Annotated in this window: 8 protein-coding genes and 2 tRNA genes; 4 read left to right on the top strand and 6 right to left on the bottom strand. The window is 67.8% G+C overall.

All coding sequences use genetic code 11. From position 1 onward, the window contains the following. Nucleotides 1-29 precede the first annotated feature (29 nt). Nucleotides 30-102: transfer RNA gene (locus tag HMPREF9058_RS04975), tRNA-Gly, on the bottom strand. Between the two features lie 150 nt (nucleotides 103-252). Here HMPREF9058_RS04975 and HMPREF9058_RS04970 point away from each other — a divergent pair. Further along, nucleotides 253-325, top strand: a tRNA-Val gene (locus HMPREF9058_RS04970). 154 nt (nucleotides 326-479) lie between these two features. Here the strand turns inward: HMPREF9058_RS04970 and HMPREF9058_RS04965 are convergent. Further along, a complete protein-coding gene (locus HMPREF9058_RS04965) occupies nucleotides 480-1,856 on the bottom strand; it encodes a UTP--glucose-1-phosphate uridylyltransferase (RefSeq protein ID WP_009405988.1) in 1,377 nt (458 codons plus the stop codon). 207 nt (nucleotides 1,857-2,063) lie between these two features. Between HMPREF9058_RS04965 and HMPREF9058_RS04960 the strand changes: the two genes are divergently transcribed. Beyond that, nucleotides 2,064-4,688 (top strand): DUF2339 domain-containing protein, encoded by a 2,625-nt coding sequence (locus HMPREF9058_RS04960; RefSeq protein WP_009405709.1) that lies wholly within the window; start codon nucleotides 2,064-2,066, stop codon nucleotides 4,686-4,688. 57 nt (nucleotides 4,689-4,745) lie between these two features. On the opposite strand, the gene uvrA is transcribed toward HMPREF9058_RS04960, so the two are convergent. Next, the gene (gene uvrA, locus HMPREF9058_RS04955) at nucleotides 4,746-7,592 is read right to left on the bottom strand and encodes an excinuclease ABC subunit UvrA (RefSeq protein ID WP_009747314.1); all 2,847 of its coding nucleotides are present in this window, start codon (nucleotides 7,590-7,592) and stop codon (nucleotides 4,746-4,748) included. A gap of 139 nt (nucleotides 7,593-7,731) precedes the next feature. Here uvrA and HMPREF9058_RS04950 point away from each other — a divergent pair, with 139 nt between their 5' ends. Further along, nucleotides 7,732-8,016: a YciI family protein gene (locus tag HMPREF9058_RS04950; RefSeq protein ID WP_009405513.1), complete on the top strand. Its 285-nt coding sequence runs from the start codon at nucleotides 7,732-7,734 to the stop codon at nucleotides 8,014-8,016. Next, nucleotides 7,986-8,633, top strand: coding sequence for a class I SAM-dependent methyltransferase (locus HMPREF9058_RS04945; RefSeq protein ID WP_009406510.1), 648 nt, complete (start codon nucleotides 7,986-7,988; stop codon nucleotides 8,631-8,633). Before HMPREF9058_RS04950 ends, HMPREF9058_RS04945 begins: the two co-directional genes overlap by 31 nt. 25 nt (nucleotides 8,634-8,658) lie before the next feature. Here HMPREF9058_RS04945 and HMPREF9058_RS04940 read toward each other — a convergent pair whose 3' ends face one another. The 3 genes from HMPREF9058_RS04940 to uvrB all read right to left on the bottom strand — a co-directional run bounded on the left by HMPREF9058_RS04940 (nucleotide 8,659) and on the right by uvrB (nucleotide 14,544). Next, nucleotides 8,659-11,148: an HAD-IC family P-type ATPase gene (locus tag HMPREF9058_RS04940; RefSeq protein WP_009406391.1), complete on the bottom strand. Its 2,490-nt coding sequence runs from the start codon at nucleotides 11,146-11,148 to the stop codon at nucleotides 8,659-8,661. A 56-nt stretch (nucleotides 11,149-11,204) separates the two neighbouring features. Beyond that, nucleotides 11,205-12,209: a TerC family protein gene (locus HMPREF9058_RS04935; RefSeq protein ID WP_009405744.1), complete on the bottom strand. Its 1,005-nt coding sequence runs from the start codon at nucleotides 12,207-12,209 to the stop codon at nucleotides 11,205-11,207. 238 nt (nucleotides 12,210-12,447) lie between these two features. Next, nucleotides 12,448-14,544 carry an excinuclease ABC subunit UvrB gene (gene uvrB / locus HMPREF9058_RS04930; RefSeq protein WP_009406334.1) on the bottom strand — a complete coding sequence of 699 codons (2,097 nt, stop codon included), beginning with the start codon at nucleotides 14,542-14,544 and terminating at the stop codon, nucleotides 12,448-12,450. Nucleotides 14,545-14,547 lie beyond the last annotated feature (3 nt).

The following is a 14,547-nucleotide window of genomic DNA, read 5'->3' as shown; positions in this document are numbered from 1 at the left end:
GCTGGGGCTGGGCGCTCCCGGCTCCTCGGAGCGGATGACGGGACTCGAACCCGCGACCCTCACCTTGGCAAGGTGATGCTCTACCAACTGAGCCACATCCGCATGAATCCTCACGGTTCGTCCGAACCGCTCGGTGCTGGAAAACCATAGCACCAGGATCGCAGTGGCAGGCAAATGGCATCGCGGTGATTCACCTCACCGGGCAGCCGTTTGCTCCGGAGGCACCCGGCTGGCTATGGTTGGCGCCGCACCGGGCGATTGGCTCAGGGGTTAGAGCGCCTCGTTCACACCGAGGAGGTCACTGGTTCGATTCCAGTATCGCCCACCGGATATCAGTTCCCTCACGCTTGCCCTCTTCCGGGAGGGCAAGCGTTTATTCGTTCCCGCTACGCGCGGTGGTGCCGGACCTCATGACTGAGTGTCCTGCACCACCGCGTAGCGACCGGCCGCAACTAGCAGGGCCGCGACCATCGATTCGTTCAGATCCGGGTGCCGTCGGCGATCCGTCCGGGCGAGCCCTCCGCCTCCACGTGCGCCTCACCGGTGGCGACGACGTCGGCACCGAAGGTCCAGTCGCCCTCCACCGTCAGCGACTGCGCGTCCTTGATGGAGGGGACGCCGTTTGGGAACCGAGCCTCGAAGTCCTGGATCTTCTTGTAGAAGCGCGGGTCGAGACTCACGGTGCAGGCCTGGTCCGGGACCATCTGCAGCAGTCCGTCGTCGTCGACCTTGTAGACGTCCGAGCGCACCAGCAGCAGGTCGTTGGTGGTCTTGACCGGCAGGAAGCGGGAGCGCGGCACCTCGATGGCGGTGGCTCCCTCGAAGGCCTCAACGGCGGCACCCATGGCCGTCTCGAGCTGGATGACAGGCGTCGAGGAGGAGTCGGCGGGGTCCACCGTCTTGCTGTTCCTGATGAGTGGAAGCCCGAGGATCCCGCCCCGATCGGCGAGGGTGTCACGCAGCACCTTGAGGTCGAACCAGAGATTGTTCGTGTGGAAGAAGGGGTGGCGGAACTGGTCGGTGAAGTAGTGCATCTGATCCTCGGGGGTCTGCGCCGTGTCGCGCAGGATGATGCGCCCGTCGCTCTTGCGCACCGCCAGGTGGCCGCCCTTGACGTCGGCCGGCGTGCGCCGGCACATCTCCGGGGCGTAGGGGGCTCCGGAGGCGGCGAACCAGCCGGCGATCCTGGCCGAGGGCGCCGCACCGAGGTTGTCGGAGTTGGCGGTCATGGCGTATCGATAACCCTTGTCCAGCAGGGCGTCCAGAAGCCCGGAGGCGAGCAGGGCGGTGTAGATGTCGCCGTGGCCCGGAGGGCACCACTCGAGCTCGGGGTCGGCCTTCCACTCCACGGGAGTCAGATCGTCGGCGCGCAGCTTGGGCTCACGATTCTGCAGGAAGTCCAGGGGCAGGCCGTCGACCTGGATCTCGGGGTGCCCGGCCAGCACCTCAAGGGAGTCCTCCCGGGTGCGGAAGGAGTTCATGAGGATCAGCGGCAGGCTCACTCCGTAACGGCGACGCGCCGCCAGGACTTGATCGACCAGCAGGTCCAGGAAGGTCTTGCCGTCACGCACCGGCAGGAGGGACTTGGCACGATCCAGGCCCATCGAGGTGCCCAGTCCCCCGTTGAGCCGGATGAGGACCGTCTTGCTCAGCGCCTCACGAGCATCCTCCTCACTGACCTCGACATCAGCCAGAGAGTCGATCTGCGTGAGGGGCTCGATGGTCTCCTCGGGAATGAGCCCTGTGGCCCCCGCCTCCAGGGACTGGTAGTAATGGGTGAAAACCGTGATGGCCTGCTCTGCGACACCGGCGTCGCGCATCTTGTGCTGGGCTGAAGTGAGTCCGTTCTCGCTCATGATGCAAGCCTATCCCAGCCTGACCGTTCTTGTGGAACTTTGTTCGACTCTGTTCGTTCTTGAAGGATTGGTTCCCTCCCTACCTCTCGAGTTATCCACAGGGCACTTGTACCCCCTTCACGCCATCGACGACTCCCCTTACTCTCAGATGAACCGGTTGAGTGACACGTGCTCACCGCCGAGCACCGAGTGACGAGGAGAACCGTCATGTCCATGCCGCCAACTGTCGGCCCGAATGTCGCCCTGGTCCTGCAGCGGCTGGACCTCATCGAGAGGAAGATCGACTGGCTCGCCGAGCGCGTCACCTGGCTGACCTACTCCTCTGCCGCCTCGACGCAGGAGAGCAGCGGCTCCCCCGACACAGTGAGGAGCAGCAGCCCCTCCCGTCCGGAGACGACTCCGCCCTCGATCGCCCCGCAGACGAGGTCTGCCTCAGAGCACTCCTGGCAGCGTCTCAACGAGTCCCCCGCTCAGGCCCCGGTCAACGACCCCCTCCCGGAGGACAGGCACGTCCACCCTGCGAAGGCACCATCCGCTGACGCTCCCCGAGCCACTCAGACTGAGGTACCGCAGGCCCAGCACTACCAGCCCCCCGCCCCAGTGGAGCCCGCGCGATCCTTCGCAGCCCAGGCGGGCCCGACTCCGATGCAGTATGCCCCCGCAGCGGGCAATGCCCCTCATATGCAGGCGACCAATCAGGTGGGTCCGGCCGGCGCCGGTCAGGCACTCGGCGCTGAGGCCCAGGCGGTTCCGGGCTGGGCCCAGCGGGCGATGCGGGAGGGCAACCTCGGACGCTATCTGCTCTCCGGCGCCGCAGCAGTGCTCGTCCTGTCAGCCGGGGTCAGTCTGCTGGCTCTCGTCTGGGACTACATTCCCAACCCCGTCAAGATCCTGGGACTGGCACTCATCGCGGTCATCATGACAGCAGCCGGGGCTCGGCTGGGCCTCACCCATCCCCGGCACCGTGTCGCCGCCGCAACGATCACGGGAACCGGCGGGGGGCTCGGTTTCGTCGCCATCGTGGGGGCCGTTCTTCTCGGAGGGATGCTCCGCCCAGAGCCAGCCCTGATCCTCATGGCCTGCTGGGGCCTCGTGCTCCTGGCCGTGTCGCACATGACACGGGTGCTGTTCACCGCGGTCGTCTCCACCCTCGGCGCTCTGGTGACCATCGGGTTCGCAGTCAGCCATGTGTCACGCCAACCACAGGCCGCGCTCGTCACATGGTTGATGATCGGTATCCATGTCACGGTGCTGGCGCTGACCTGCATCGCCCTGTCGCGCAACACCGGACGGATGAGGTCGGCCGCCTGGTATCCGGTGACATCGATGGTGGCGACGGCAACGGCCCTCATCGCCGCACCGATCCAGCCGATGCTGCGTGTTTCCACCGTCGGCGGTACCAGCATCACTCTCATCCTGTGCGCGCTGCTGGTGTCGCAGACGATGCACGCAAGCACGCGACTGTGGAGCATCGGTATCAAGACCTCGGGCTGGGACTGGGGCCTGACCGCGGCGGTGCTCATGGTGGGGTTCATCAACCTGCTGACGGGGCAGATGGCTCTCCACCTGGCACACACCGTCGTCGTCATCACCTATCTCCTCGAGCTCCTCCTGCTGGCCGCGGCGGCGCTCGCGACGCTCCCGAGCTACTGCCCCGATCACTGGCGCCGCGCCATGGCGATCGGGCACGAGGCCGCGTTCTTCCCCCTCGCGCTGGCCGGAATGGCGGCTGTGGGTGATCCTCGGGTCCATCTCTTCGTCATCGTGGCTGCGATGCTGTGCCTCCTTCCGGCCATCCTGAACGCACGAGTGGAGCCGGCCCCGATCCTGGCCCTGCTCGGAACGGTGCCGATCCTCGTGCCCCCGGGAGCTGGATACTCCCGCAGCGACTCCTGGTCGCTCATCATCTCCGTGGTGATCTCGGCGCTCATGGTGTGCGTGGCTGAAGGACTCGGTGACCGAGTGGCCCGCAGCTCACCGGTCCCGGCTCCGTATGCCGCGCCTTCACGCGTTCAGCCACGGGTGCAGGCGCTGCGGGTGGCTCTGGCGGCAGTCGCCTTCAACATGACCGTCCTCGTTCCGTTCCTGGGAACCGGCCTTGTGGAGAACAACCGGGGTGCTTGGGAGGCGCTGCGCATGGTTCCGGGCCTGGTGGCTATCGCGCTCATCGCACTGGGGACGGTCTCACCCGGTGCCACGCCTCTGCGAGTGCTCAGTGGCCAGTGCCGAGGAGCCCGTTACCGGGTGGGGCCCCACGGCGAGGCCCTGCCCGACCCTTCAGGGAGGCAGACGGGAGCACCGGCACCATCCTGGATCGTCTCGGTGATGGCCGCCGTGCTGGCACTGGTGACGCTGTCGTGGGCTGATGCCGCGTCCTCAACGGCCTGGATGCTGCTACTGGTCGCCGTCGCCCTGGGGCTGGGAGCCAGCGCCACGTGGCTCCTGCTTCCCTGGCGGCGGCACGCGGAGGTGTGCCTGAGCCTTGCGATCGGAAACTCGTTGCTCATGTGGATCTCCGTGATGGTGGCCACCGACGTCGGCCCGGGCTCAGTCCTCATGTCGGTGCTGGTCCTGCTGACGGGCGGAGCCTGCATCGTGTTCGGCTTCAGGGCACGCCTGACGATCCTGCGCCACTACGGCCTGACCCTGGTGCTCCTGTCCGTGCTCAAGCTCGCTGTTATGGACGTGGCCTCGCAGAACTCGATCATTCGAGTCATCTCACTGGCGGCCGCGGGCGTCGTCTGCTTCGTCCTCTCCCTGCTCTACAACCGCTTCGCGCAGGAGCAGCGTCGCGAGAGCAACCAGGCCCCCATGGGGCCCGGGAGCTTCTGAGGGCGGCGGCCCGACGTCGAGCCGTCGGGCTCAGCCGGACCGGAGCAGGCGAGGGCGTCAGCCGCGGGCGGCCTCCAGCACTGGGGCCAGGAACTGACCGGTGTAGGACGACTCGGTGGCCGCGACCTTCTCCGGCGTACCGGCCACGACGACGGTTCCCCCACCCTTGCCGCCCTCGGGTCCCATGTCGATGACCCAGTCGGCGTTGGCGATGACATCGAGGTTGTGCTCGATGACGACCACGGAGTTGCCCTTGTCGACCAGTCCCTGAAGCACCCCGAGCAGCTTGCGGATGTCCTCGAAGTGCAACCCGGTGGTCGGTTCATCCAGGACGTAGATGGTCCGGCCGGTGGAGCGGCGCTGCAGCTCGGTGGCGAGCTTGACGCGCTGGGCCTCACCGCCGGAGAGCGTGGTGGCCGACTGCCCCAGGCGCACGTACCCCAGTCCCACCTCGACCAGGGTGTTGAGGTGGCGGGAGATGACGGAGGAGGCGGAGAAGAAGTCGGCCGCCTGGTGGATGGTCATGTCCAGGACGTCGGCGACCGTCTTGTCCTTGTAACGGATCTCCAGGGTCTCCCGGTTGTAGCGGGCGCCGTGGCAGACCTCGCAGGGGACGTAGACGTCAGGCAGGAAGTTCATCTCGATCTTGAGCGTGCCGTCGCCCTTGCAGGACTCGCAGCGCCCGCCCTTGACGTTGAAGGAGAAGCGCCCGGGCCCATATCCCCGGACCTTCGACTCGGGCACGGCCGCGAAGATCTTGCGGATGTGGTCCCACACACCAGTGTAGGTGGCGGGGTTGGAGCGGGGGGTGCGCCCGATCGGTGACTGGTCGACATGGACCACCTTGTCCAAGTGATCCACACCGCGGACCGTCTTGTGCCTGCCAGGCACACCGCGGGCCCGGTTGAGACGGTTGGCAAGCACCTGGTAGAGGATGGAGTTGACCAGGGAGGACTTCCCCGAGCCGGATACCCCCGTGACGGCGGTGAGCACACCGAGCGGGAAGGAGACGGTGACGTCTTTGAGGTTGTTCTCCCGGGCCCCGACGACGGTGACCTCACGGTGCTTGTCCCGCTTGCGCCGAGTGGATGGGATCTCGATCTGACGCCGCCGTGCCAGGTAGTCACCGGTGATGGAACCCTTGGCTCCGGCCAGGCCCGCGACGTCACCGGAGTAGACGACCTCACCACCCAGCTCGCCGGCTCCGGGCCCGATGTCAACGATCCAGTCGGCCGAGCGGATCGTGTCCTCGTCATGCTCGACGACGATGAGCGTGTTGCCCAGGTCCCGCAGTCGCTGGAGGGTCTCGATGAGTCGGGTGTTGTCGCGCTGGTGCAGACCGATACTGGGCTCGTCCAGGACGTAGAGGACGCCCACCAGGCCTGAGCCGATCTGGGTGGCCAGGCGGATGCGCTGAGCCTCACCCCCGGAGAGCGTGGCCGCGCCTCTGGCCAGGCTGAGGTAGTCCAGACCCACGTCCACGAGGAAGCCGAGGCGCGCGTTGATCTCGGTCAGGACGCTGCCGGCGATCTGGGCGGCCTGGCCGGTGAGGTTGAGGTCGGCCAGGAAGTCGCGGGCTTCGTTGATCGGAAGCTCGCACAGTTGAGCGATGGACAGCTCGCCCACGCGCACGGCCAGCACCTCGGGCTTGAGCCGGGCTCCGTCGCAGACGGGACAGGGGATCTCACGCATGTAGGCCTGGTAGCGCTCCCGGGACCAGTCGGACTCGGTCTCGTCGTGCTTGCGCATGACATAGTCGAGAACCCCCTCGAAGCCGGTGGAGTAGATGCGCTCGCGCCCCCACCGGTTGCGGTAGGTGACCTTGACCTCGTAGTCCTTACCGCGCAGGATCGCCTCCCGAGCCCGCGCAGGCAGGGCCCGCCAGGGGGTGTCGACGTCGAAGGAGAGCTCCTTGCCCAGGGCCTCAAGCTGGCGGGTGAAGTACTTCTGGTGGCTCGACCAGGGGGCGACGGCCCCCTCGGCCAGGGTGAGCTCCTCGTCGGGGACGACGAGCTCGGGGTCCACCTCGAGCCGGGTGCCGATTCCGGTGCAGGCGGGGCAGGCACCGTAGGGGGCGTTGAAGGAGAAGGTGCGCGGCTCCATCTCGTCCAGGGCCAGGGAGTGCTCGTTGGGGCAGGCACGCTTCTCGGAGTAGCGCCGCTCCCGGTCGGGGTCGTCCTCGGGCAGGTCGACCTGCTCGATGATGACCAGCCCCTCCGCCAGCCCCAGCGCCGTCTCGACGGAGTCGGTGAGGCGCTGGCGGATGCCCTCGCGGACGACGAGCCGGTCGACGATGACCTCGATATCGTGCTTGAGGCGCTTGTTGAGGGTCGGGGGGTTGTCGAGGCGCTCGGCGGCGCCGTCGACGCGCACCCGGTTGAAGCCGCGTCCGCGCAGCTCGCCGAAGAGCTCGGAGTACTCGCCCTTGCGGCCCCGCACCACGGGGGCGAGAACCTGGAAGCGAGTGCCCTCGGGCAGGGCGCGGACCTGGTCGACGATCTGCTGCGGGGTCTGGGAGGAGATGACGGCGTCACAGACCGGGCAGTGCTGGACGCCGGCGCGCGCGTAGAGCAGACGCAGGTAGTCGTAGATCTCCGTCACGGTGCCCACCGTGGACCGGGGGTTGCGCGAGGTGGACTTCTGGTCGATGGACACCGCCGGGCTCAGGCCCTCGATGAGCTCGACGTCGGGCTTGTCCATCTGCCCGAGGAACTGGCGGGCGTAGGAGGACAGGGACTCCACGTAGCGGCGCTGTCCCTCGGCGAAGATCGTGTCGAAGGCCAGGGAGGACTTGCCCGAGCCCGACAGTCCGGTGAAGACGATCATCGTGTCGCGCGGCAGGTCCAGGTCGACGCCCTTGAGATTGTGCTCGCGGGCCCCACGGATGATGAGAGAGTCGTTCACGGGATTCGAGTCTAAGGGGTGAGCGCACATCCCGTGCGTCGCACATGTGTTCGACACGTCTCATGGTCGGGACACCGGAAGAATGACCGTGCTCCCGAGTTCCCACCACGGTCGGGGTCGGCGCCCCTATGCTGAGGCCATGAGCAAGATCTACGCCGTCGAGTACCGCTACGTCACTGACAAGGACGAGGAGATGGCCGCTGTCCGCCCCTCGCACCGCGCTTTCAACGGCCGCCTGGCCGATGAGGGCCGGCTGCTGGCCGCCGGCCCCTATGTGGGCACCCACGACGCCCTCATCGTCGTGCGGGCCGAGGACGAGGCCGGCGCACTGGCCCTCCTCGAGGACGACCCCTTCCAGCAGGCCGGCTACATCGCCGAGCGCATCCCACGCGAGTGGAACCCCGTCATCGGAGTCCTGTCCTGAGCCGGCAGAAGGCCTCACCGACCGGATCCCAGTTCGCCCGCCCCTCCTCCCTGACCGGGCGTCTGCTGCTGCGCGGCATGAACATCGGGCACTCCCGCCTGCACCGGTGGGGGCTGGAGGCAGCGGAGATCCGCCCCTGTGACAAGGTGCTCGACGTCGGCTGCGGAGGCGGCAGGGCCATCGCCCGGATCCTTGCGCGGACTCGTCGTGAGGTAGCCGGTGTCGACCACTCCCCCGAGGCGGTTGGGACAACCCGCCGTCTCAACCGCTCCGCCATTGCCTCCGGCCGTCTTCGAGTCCTGGAGGGCTCGGTGGACCACCTGCCTTTCCGCGATGGATTCTTCAACGTGGCGACAGCCTTCGAGACCACCTACTTCTGGCCCGACCTGCGGGCAGGCCTCGTTGAGATACGTCGCGTCCTGAGTCCCGGAGGTCGGCTCGTGATTACCAACGAGGTCGCCGATCGGGAAGCGGCGGGGCGCTGGGCGGAGCATCTGGACATGAATGTGCCTGATGGCCGGAACCTCGCCGCCCTGGCCCACGAGGCCGGCTTCCTCACGGTCGACATCAGCATCCACCCCCGGCACGGATGGCTTCGCCTCCTCGCCACAAGGTAGGAGCGGCGACGAGGCAGCAGGGCACTTAGCCGCGGCCGCGCACGATCCGGCGCCGCACCAGGTGGACCAGCTCGATGCCGCCAACGGCCAGGCCCGCCATGAGTGCGATGACCCACCACACCCCGGGGGTGGGCCAGGCCAGCAGGAAGAAGGCGCGCACCGGTGGGGCGACGACGCCGAGGACCGCGATCGTCCCCATGAGAGCGACCAGCCCCAGCCGCCAGCTCGTCAATGGTCTGGCGGTGAGCGTGAGCAGCCACAGCCCGCAGGTGATGAGGACCAGGGTCGTCGCCGTGGTCACCTGGGCGCGCGGGGCGTGGGTGAGCGTCAACCAGAGGTAGGTGGACAGCGTGACGGTGCCCGCCATGAGCCCGGCCGGTACGCACAGGCTGAGCACCCGCCCGAGGAAGCCCTCCCGGTAGCGCTGGTTGCTGGGGGCCAGGGCCAGGACGAAGGCGGGGATCCCGATCGTCAGTGAGGAGACGACCGTGAACTGGCGGGGCAGGAACGGGTAGGCGACCGCCATGGCCGACACGACGACGGCGATAAGCGAGGCGTAGATGGTCTTGGCCAGGAACAGGGAGGCGATGCGCTCGGTGTTGGCCATGACGCGGCGTCCCTGGGCCACGACCCCGGGAAGGGCCGAGAACTCTCCCTTGAGCAGCACCAGGCGAGCCACCGCCTTGGTGGCCGGCGCTCCGTTGCCCATGGCGATGCCGAGGTCGGCGTCCTTGAGCGCCAGGGCGTCGTTGACGCCGTCCCCGGTCATCGCGACGACGTGCCCTCGGGACTTCAGTGCCCGCACCAGTGCCCGTTTCTGCTCGGGCGTGACGCGTCCCAGGACACTGGCGCGCTCAACCGCGTCAGCCAGGCGCTCCAGGTCCTCCTCCGTCTCCTGCCCGCTACCCGCTCCGGCAGGCAGGGTACGTGCGTCCAGGACGACGAGCTCGCCGCCGTCGGGCGCGGTGACTCCGGCCTGACGGGCGACCGCGGCCACCGTCTCGGGGCTGTCCCCGGAGATGACCTTGGCGTCGACCCCCTGCTGGCGGAAGTAGGCCAGGGTCTCCGCGGCGTCGGGGCGGATCTCCTCGGTGAGGATCACGATCCCTGCGGCCTCAAGGTCATCGGGAAGCCGCGGCTCCTCCTGCCCCTCGGCCAGCCTCCAGGGCGAGCGCGAGCAGGCCAGGGCCACGACGCGCATCCCCTGCGCGGCGATCTGACGGGCACGATCCAGCACTGACGCGTTGTGTCCGGCCAAGACGATCTCGGGGGCGCCGAGCACCCAGGTGGTGCCGAAGCTGTCGCGAACCGCGGACCACTTGCGGCGCGAGGAGAAGGGCACTGACTCCACACCGGCCCTGCTGCCGGCGCCGGCCGACGACAGCGCCTCTTGAAGTCCTGGTGCACCGAGCCACTCGGAATCAGCGATCCCCTCCCTGATGGCGTCGGCGGTGGCGTTGGCCTCCCCCACCGTACTGAGAAGTGCGAGCGCCGAGAGCACCTCGGGTGGAGCCGCACCGCCGTCGGGCCCCTGGATCTCACCGAGGCGGATGCGTCCGGTGGTGATGGTGCCGGTCTTGTCCAGGCACAGGGTGTCGACCCGGGCCAGGACCTCGACGGCGGGCAGCTCCTGAACCAGGACGTTGCGCCTGGCCAGGGCCAGAGAGGCGGTGGCGAAGTTGACCGAGGTCAGGAGCACCAGACCCTGGGGCACCATGCTGACCACGCCCGCGATGCCGGCGACGACCGCGTGGCGCCAGGCGCCGCTGCTCCAGGCCTCGCCGACGCTTCCGCTCAACCGCAGCTGGGACCACACCAGGACCAGGGCCACGGGCACGATGACCCAGCTGATCCAGTGCAGCACCCGGTTGGTCCCCGCCTGCAGCTCGCTGACGACGAGTGAGTACCTGCGGGCCTCCCGGGCCAGCCGGTGGGCGTAGGCGTTCCCGCCGACCGCGGTGGTGCGGAACAGCCCGGTCCCGGCCGTCACCGTGGTCCCGGACATGACCTTCGCTCCGCTCACGGGGCGCACCGGCCGGGACTCGCCGGTGAGGATCGACTCATCGATCTCCAGGCCGTCGCTGGTCAGAACCTCCCCGTCGGCCGGCACCTGTTGGCCGACTGCGAGCCGTACGACGTCGTCGAGGACGACCTGGCCGACGGCCACCTCGGTCTCGGCCCCGTCCCTGACGACGATGGCGCGGGGGGTCTCCAGCACGGACAGACGGTCCAGGGCACGCTTGGCGCGGATCTCCGCCAGGGTTCCGGTGGCGGTGTTGAGCACAAGGACGAAACCGAACAGTGCATCCGCCCAGTGCCCCAGTACCAGGACAAGGACCAGTGCGGCGCCGAGGATGCCGTTGAAGATCGTGAAGACATTGGCTCGCAGAATCTGCGCGGCGCTGCGGGAGGTCCGCTCGCGGTACTCGTTGGTCTGTCCGGCGCTGACGCGCTCGGCGACCTGGGCGGCGCTGAGCCCGCTGACCGAGGACTCAGGGGGATGCGTGGTGCTCACGAGTCACACAGTAGTGAATCGGTCAAAGAGTGCCCCTCCTCCTGGGGGCCGAGACCTCAGGATGCGGCCTCCAAGCGCCGGGCATCTGCCCGCGACTTGAGGACCGAAGCGATGACCGTGACCAGGACGGTGCTGATGATGACGCTCAGGGACACTCCGATCGACGCCTCGGGGATGGCGTGCCACTCCTGGCCCCCGTTGATGAAGGGGACCTCATTGGTGTGCAGGGCGTGAACGATGAGCTTGAAGCCGATGAAGCCGAGGATGACCGCCAGGCCGTAGTGGAGGTAGACGAGTCGGTCGAGCAGCCCGTCGATGAGGAAGTAGAGCTGGCGCAGGCCCAGCAGGGAGAAGGCGTTGGCGGAGAAGACCAGGAAGGGCTCGCTGGTCAGGGAGTAGATCGCGGGGATGGAGTCGACGGCGAACATGACGTCGGCGGTACCGATGGCGATGATGCACAGCATCATGGGGGTGATCATGGTGCGCCCGGCGTGGCGGTGAATGACCTTGCCGCCCACGAAGCCGTCGGTCAAGGGGATGACGCGGGCGATGAGCTTGACGAAGCCGCTGGGCCTGTACTCCTCATCATCGTCGTCGGGCTCCTGGACGCCCTCCCGGGCCTGGGAGAAGGCGGTCCACAGGAGCCAGGCCCCGAAGAAGTAGAACACCCAGGAGAAGTTCTCGATGAGCGCGGCGCCGGCGAGGATGAAGATGAGCCGGAGAATAAGGGCGATGACGATGCCGGCGAGCAGCACCTCCTGCTGGTACTTCCGGGGCACCTTGAAGGAGGACATCATGATGACGAAGACGAAGAGGTTGTCGATGCTCAGCGCCTTCTCGGTGATGTAGCCGGCCAGGTACTCCTGGGCGAAGCCCCCGCCCCACACGAACCAGACGATGCCGCCGAAGACCAGGGCCATGCCGATATAGGCCACCGACCAGACGGCGGCCTCCTTCATGGTGGGCTCGTGGGGGGTGCGCACGTGACCGACGATGTCGATCACGATGAGGGTCAGGATGATGGCCGCCAGGCCGATCCACCCCAGGATGTGGACGTCCACGTGTTCTCCTCCGGTACGGAACTGGTACCGGAGGTCTCCTCCCGCCACGTGCACAGGCGCTCAAGGCATGTACCGCTCTGGCCGCGACGCCGGGAACGCAGGACTGATGGGTGCCCGCACCGCCGTGATGACGACGTCGCCGTTGGTTGGGAGTACTCCCCTCCGTGTATAACGCCTGAGAGTCTAACGGGACGCTTCCTCTCGACGTAGCCACGCCGAGTCACTCATAGCTGTGAGATCAGTCGGCGGCCCGCATGGCGCGCAGCTCCTTCTTGAGATCCTGGATCTCGTCGCGCAGCCGGGCGGCGAGCTCGAAGTGGAGGTCCTCGGCGGCGGCGTGCATCTGCTGGGTGAGCTCGTTGATGAGCTCGGCGAGGTCACCCTGTGCCGCGCCGGCGAGCTTCTCGCGCACCGTGGCCTCGGCGGCGTGCTTGCGCCGGGCCCGCACCGAGGAGTCCTCGTGGCCCCGGTAGCCGCCGGCCAGGAGGTCGGCGGTGTCGACGTCCTCGCGGGCGAGCATGTCGGTGACGTCGGCGATCTTCTTGCGCAGCGGTTGCGGGTCGATGCCGTGCTCGGCGTTGTAGGCCAGCTGCTTGGTGCGGCGGCGCTCAGTCTCCTCGATGGCCTCGGCCATGGCCGGGGTGATGGTGTCGGCGTACATGTGGACCTCGCCGGAGACGTTGCGGGCGGCACGTCCGATGGTCTGCACCAGGGAGCGGGTCGAGCGCAGGAAGCCCTCCTTGTCCGCGTCCAGGATGGACACGAGCGAGACCTCCGGCAGGTCCAGGCCCTCACGCAGCAGGTTGATGCCCACCAGGACGTCGAAGCGCCCCAGCCGCAGCTCGCGCAGGAGCTCGACGCGCCGCAGCGTGTCGACGTCGGAGTGGAGGTACTCCACGCGCACGCCCCTCTCGGCGAGGTAGGTGGTCAGGTCCTCGGCCATGCGCTTGGTCAGGGTGGTCACCAGGATCCGCTCCTGGCGCTCGACGCGAGTGCGCACCTCCTCGAGCAGGTCGTCGATCTGTCCCTGCGTGGGCTTGACGACGACCTTGGGGTCCACCAGTCCCGTGGGCCGGATGATCTGCTCGACAACACCGTCGGAGCGCTGGGTCTCGTAGTCACCCGGGGTGGCCGACAGGTAGACGGTCTGGCCGACGCGGTCCTCGAACTCGGCGAAGGTCAGGGGGCGGTTGTCCAGTGCGGAGGGCAGACGGAATCCGTGCTCGACCAGGGTGCGCTTGCGGGAGGCGTCCCCCTCGTGCATGGCGCCGATCTGGGGAACGGTCACGTGGGACTCATCGATGACGAGGAGGAAGTCCTCGGGGAAGTAGTCCAGGAGGGTGTTGGGCGGGGTGCCGGTCTCGCGCCCGTCGATGTGCAGCGAGTAGTTCTCGATCCCCGAGCACATGCCGATCTGCTGAAGCATCTCCAGGTCGTAGGTGGTGCGCATGCGCAGGCGCTGGGCCTCCAGGAGACGGCCGTCGTGCTCGAGCTGGGCCAGACGCTCGGCGAGCTCGGCCTCAATGCCCTCGATGGCCTTCTGCATGCGTTCGGGGCCGGCCACGTAGTGGGAGGCGGGGAAGACGAAGACCTGCTCGACAGTGTCGATGACGTCCCCGGTCACGGGGTGCAGCGTGGCCAGGGCCTCGATCTCGTCCCCGAAGAACTCGATGCGGATGGCGAGCTCCTCGTACATCGGGATGATCTCCACCGTGTCGCCACGCACGCGGAAGGTGCCCCGGGTGAAGTCGATGTCGTTGCGGGTGTACTGCATCGTCACGAAGCGCCGCAGAAGATCGTCCCGGTCGATCTGCTGGCCCACTTCCAGGGGCGTCATCCGGTCCACGTACTCCTGGGGGGTGCCCAGGCCGTAGATGCAGGAGACCGAGGAGACCACGACGACGTCCCGGCGGGTGAGCAGGGAGTTGGTGGCGCTGTGGCGCAGGCGCTCAACCTCGTCATTGATGGAGGAGTCCTTCTCGATGAAGGTGTCCGTCTGCGGGACGTAGGCCTCGGGCTGGTAGTAGTCGTAGTAGGAGACGAAGTACTCCACCGCGTTGTTCGGCAGCAGCTCACGGAACTCAGCGGCCATCTGGGCGGCCAGGGTCTTGTTCGGCTCAAGGATGAGGGTGGGGCGCTGGACCTGCTCGACGAGCCAGGCGGTCGTCGCGGACTTGCCGGTTCCCGTGGCGCCAAGCAGGACGATGTCCTTCTCCCCCGCCCGCAGACGCTCAGTCAGCTCGGCGATCGCCGTCGGCTGGTCCCCGCTGGGCGAGTAAGGGCTGATGACCTCAAAGGGCTTGGCTGCGCGCTGGAGCTCGGTGACGGGACGCATACC

The sequence above is a fragment of the Actinomyces sp. oral taxon 175 str. F0384 genome (assembly GCF_000223355.1).
GTDB lineage: Bacteria > Actinomycetota > Actinomycetes > Actinomycetales > Actinomycetaceae > Actinomyces > Actinomyces oris.
This window is presented reverse-complemented; position numbering and strand designations above follow the sequence as displayed.

Coding starts and splice junctions, on each gene's coding strand:
- HMPREF9058_RS04965 (WP_009405988.1), bottom strand. CDS start 1,856: ATGAGCGAGAACGGACTCACTTCAGCCCAGCACAAGATGCGCGACGCC.
- uvrB (WP_009406334.1), bottom strand. CDS start 14,544: ATGCGTCCCGTCACCGAGCTCCAGCGCGCAGCCAAGCCCTTTGAGGTC.
- HMPREF9058_RS04960 (WP_009405709.1), top strand. CDS start 2,064: ATGTCCATGCCGCCAACTGTCGGCCCGAATGTCGCCCTGGTCCTGCAG.
- HMPREF9058_RS04950 (WP_009405513.1), top strand. CDS start 7,732: ATGAGCAAGATCTACGCCGTCGAGTACCGCTACGTCACTGACAAGGAC.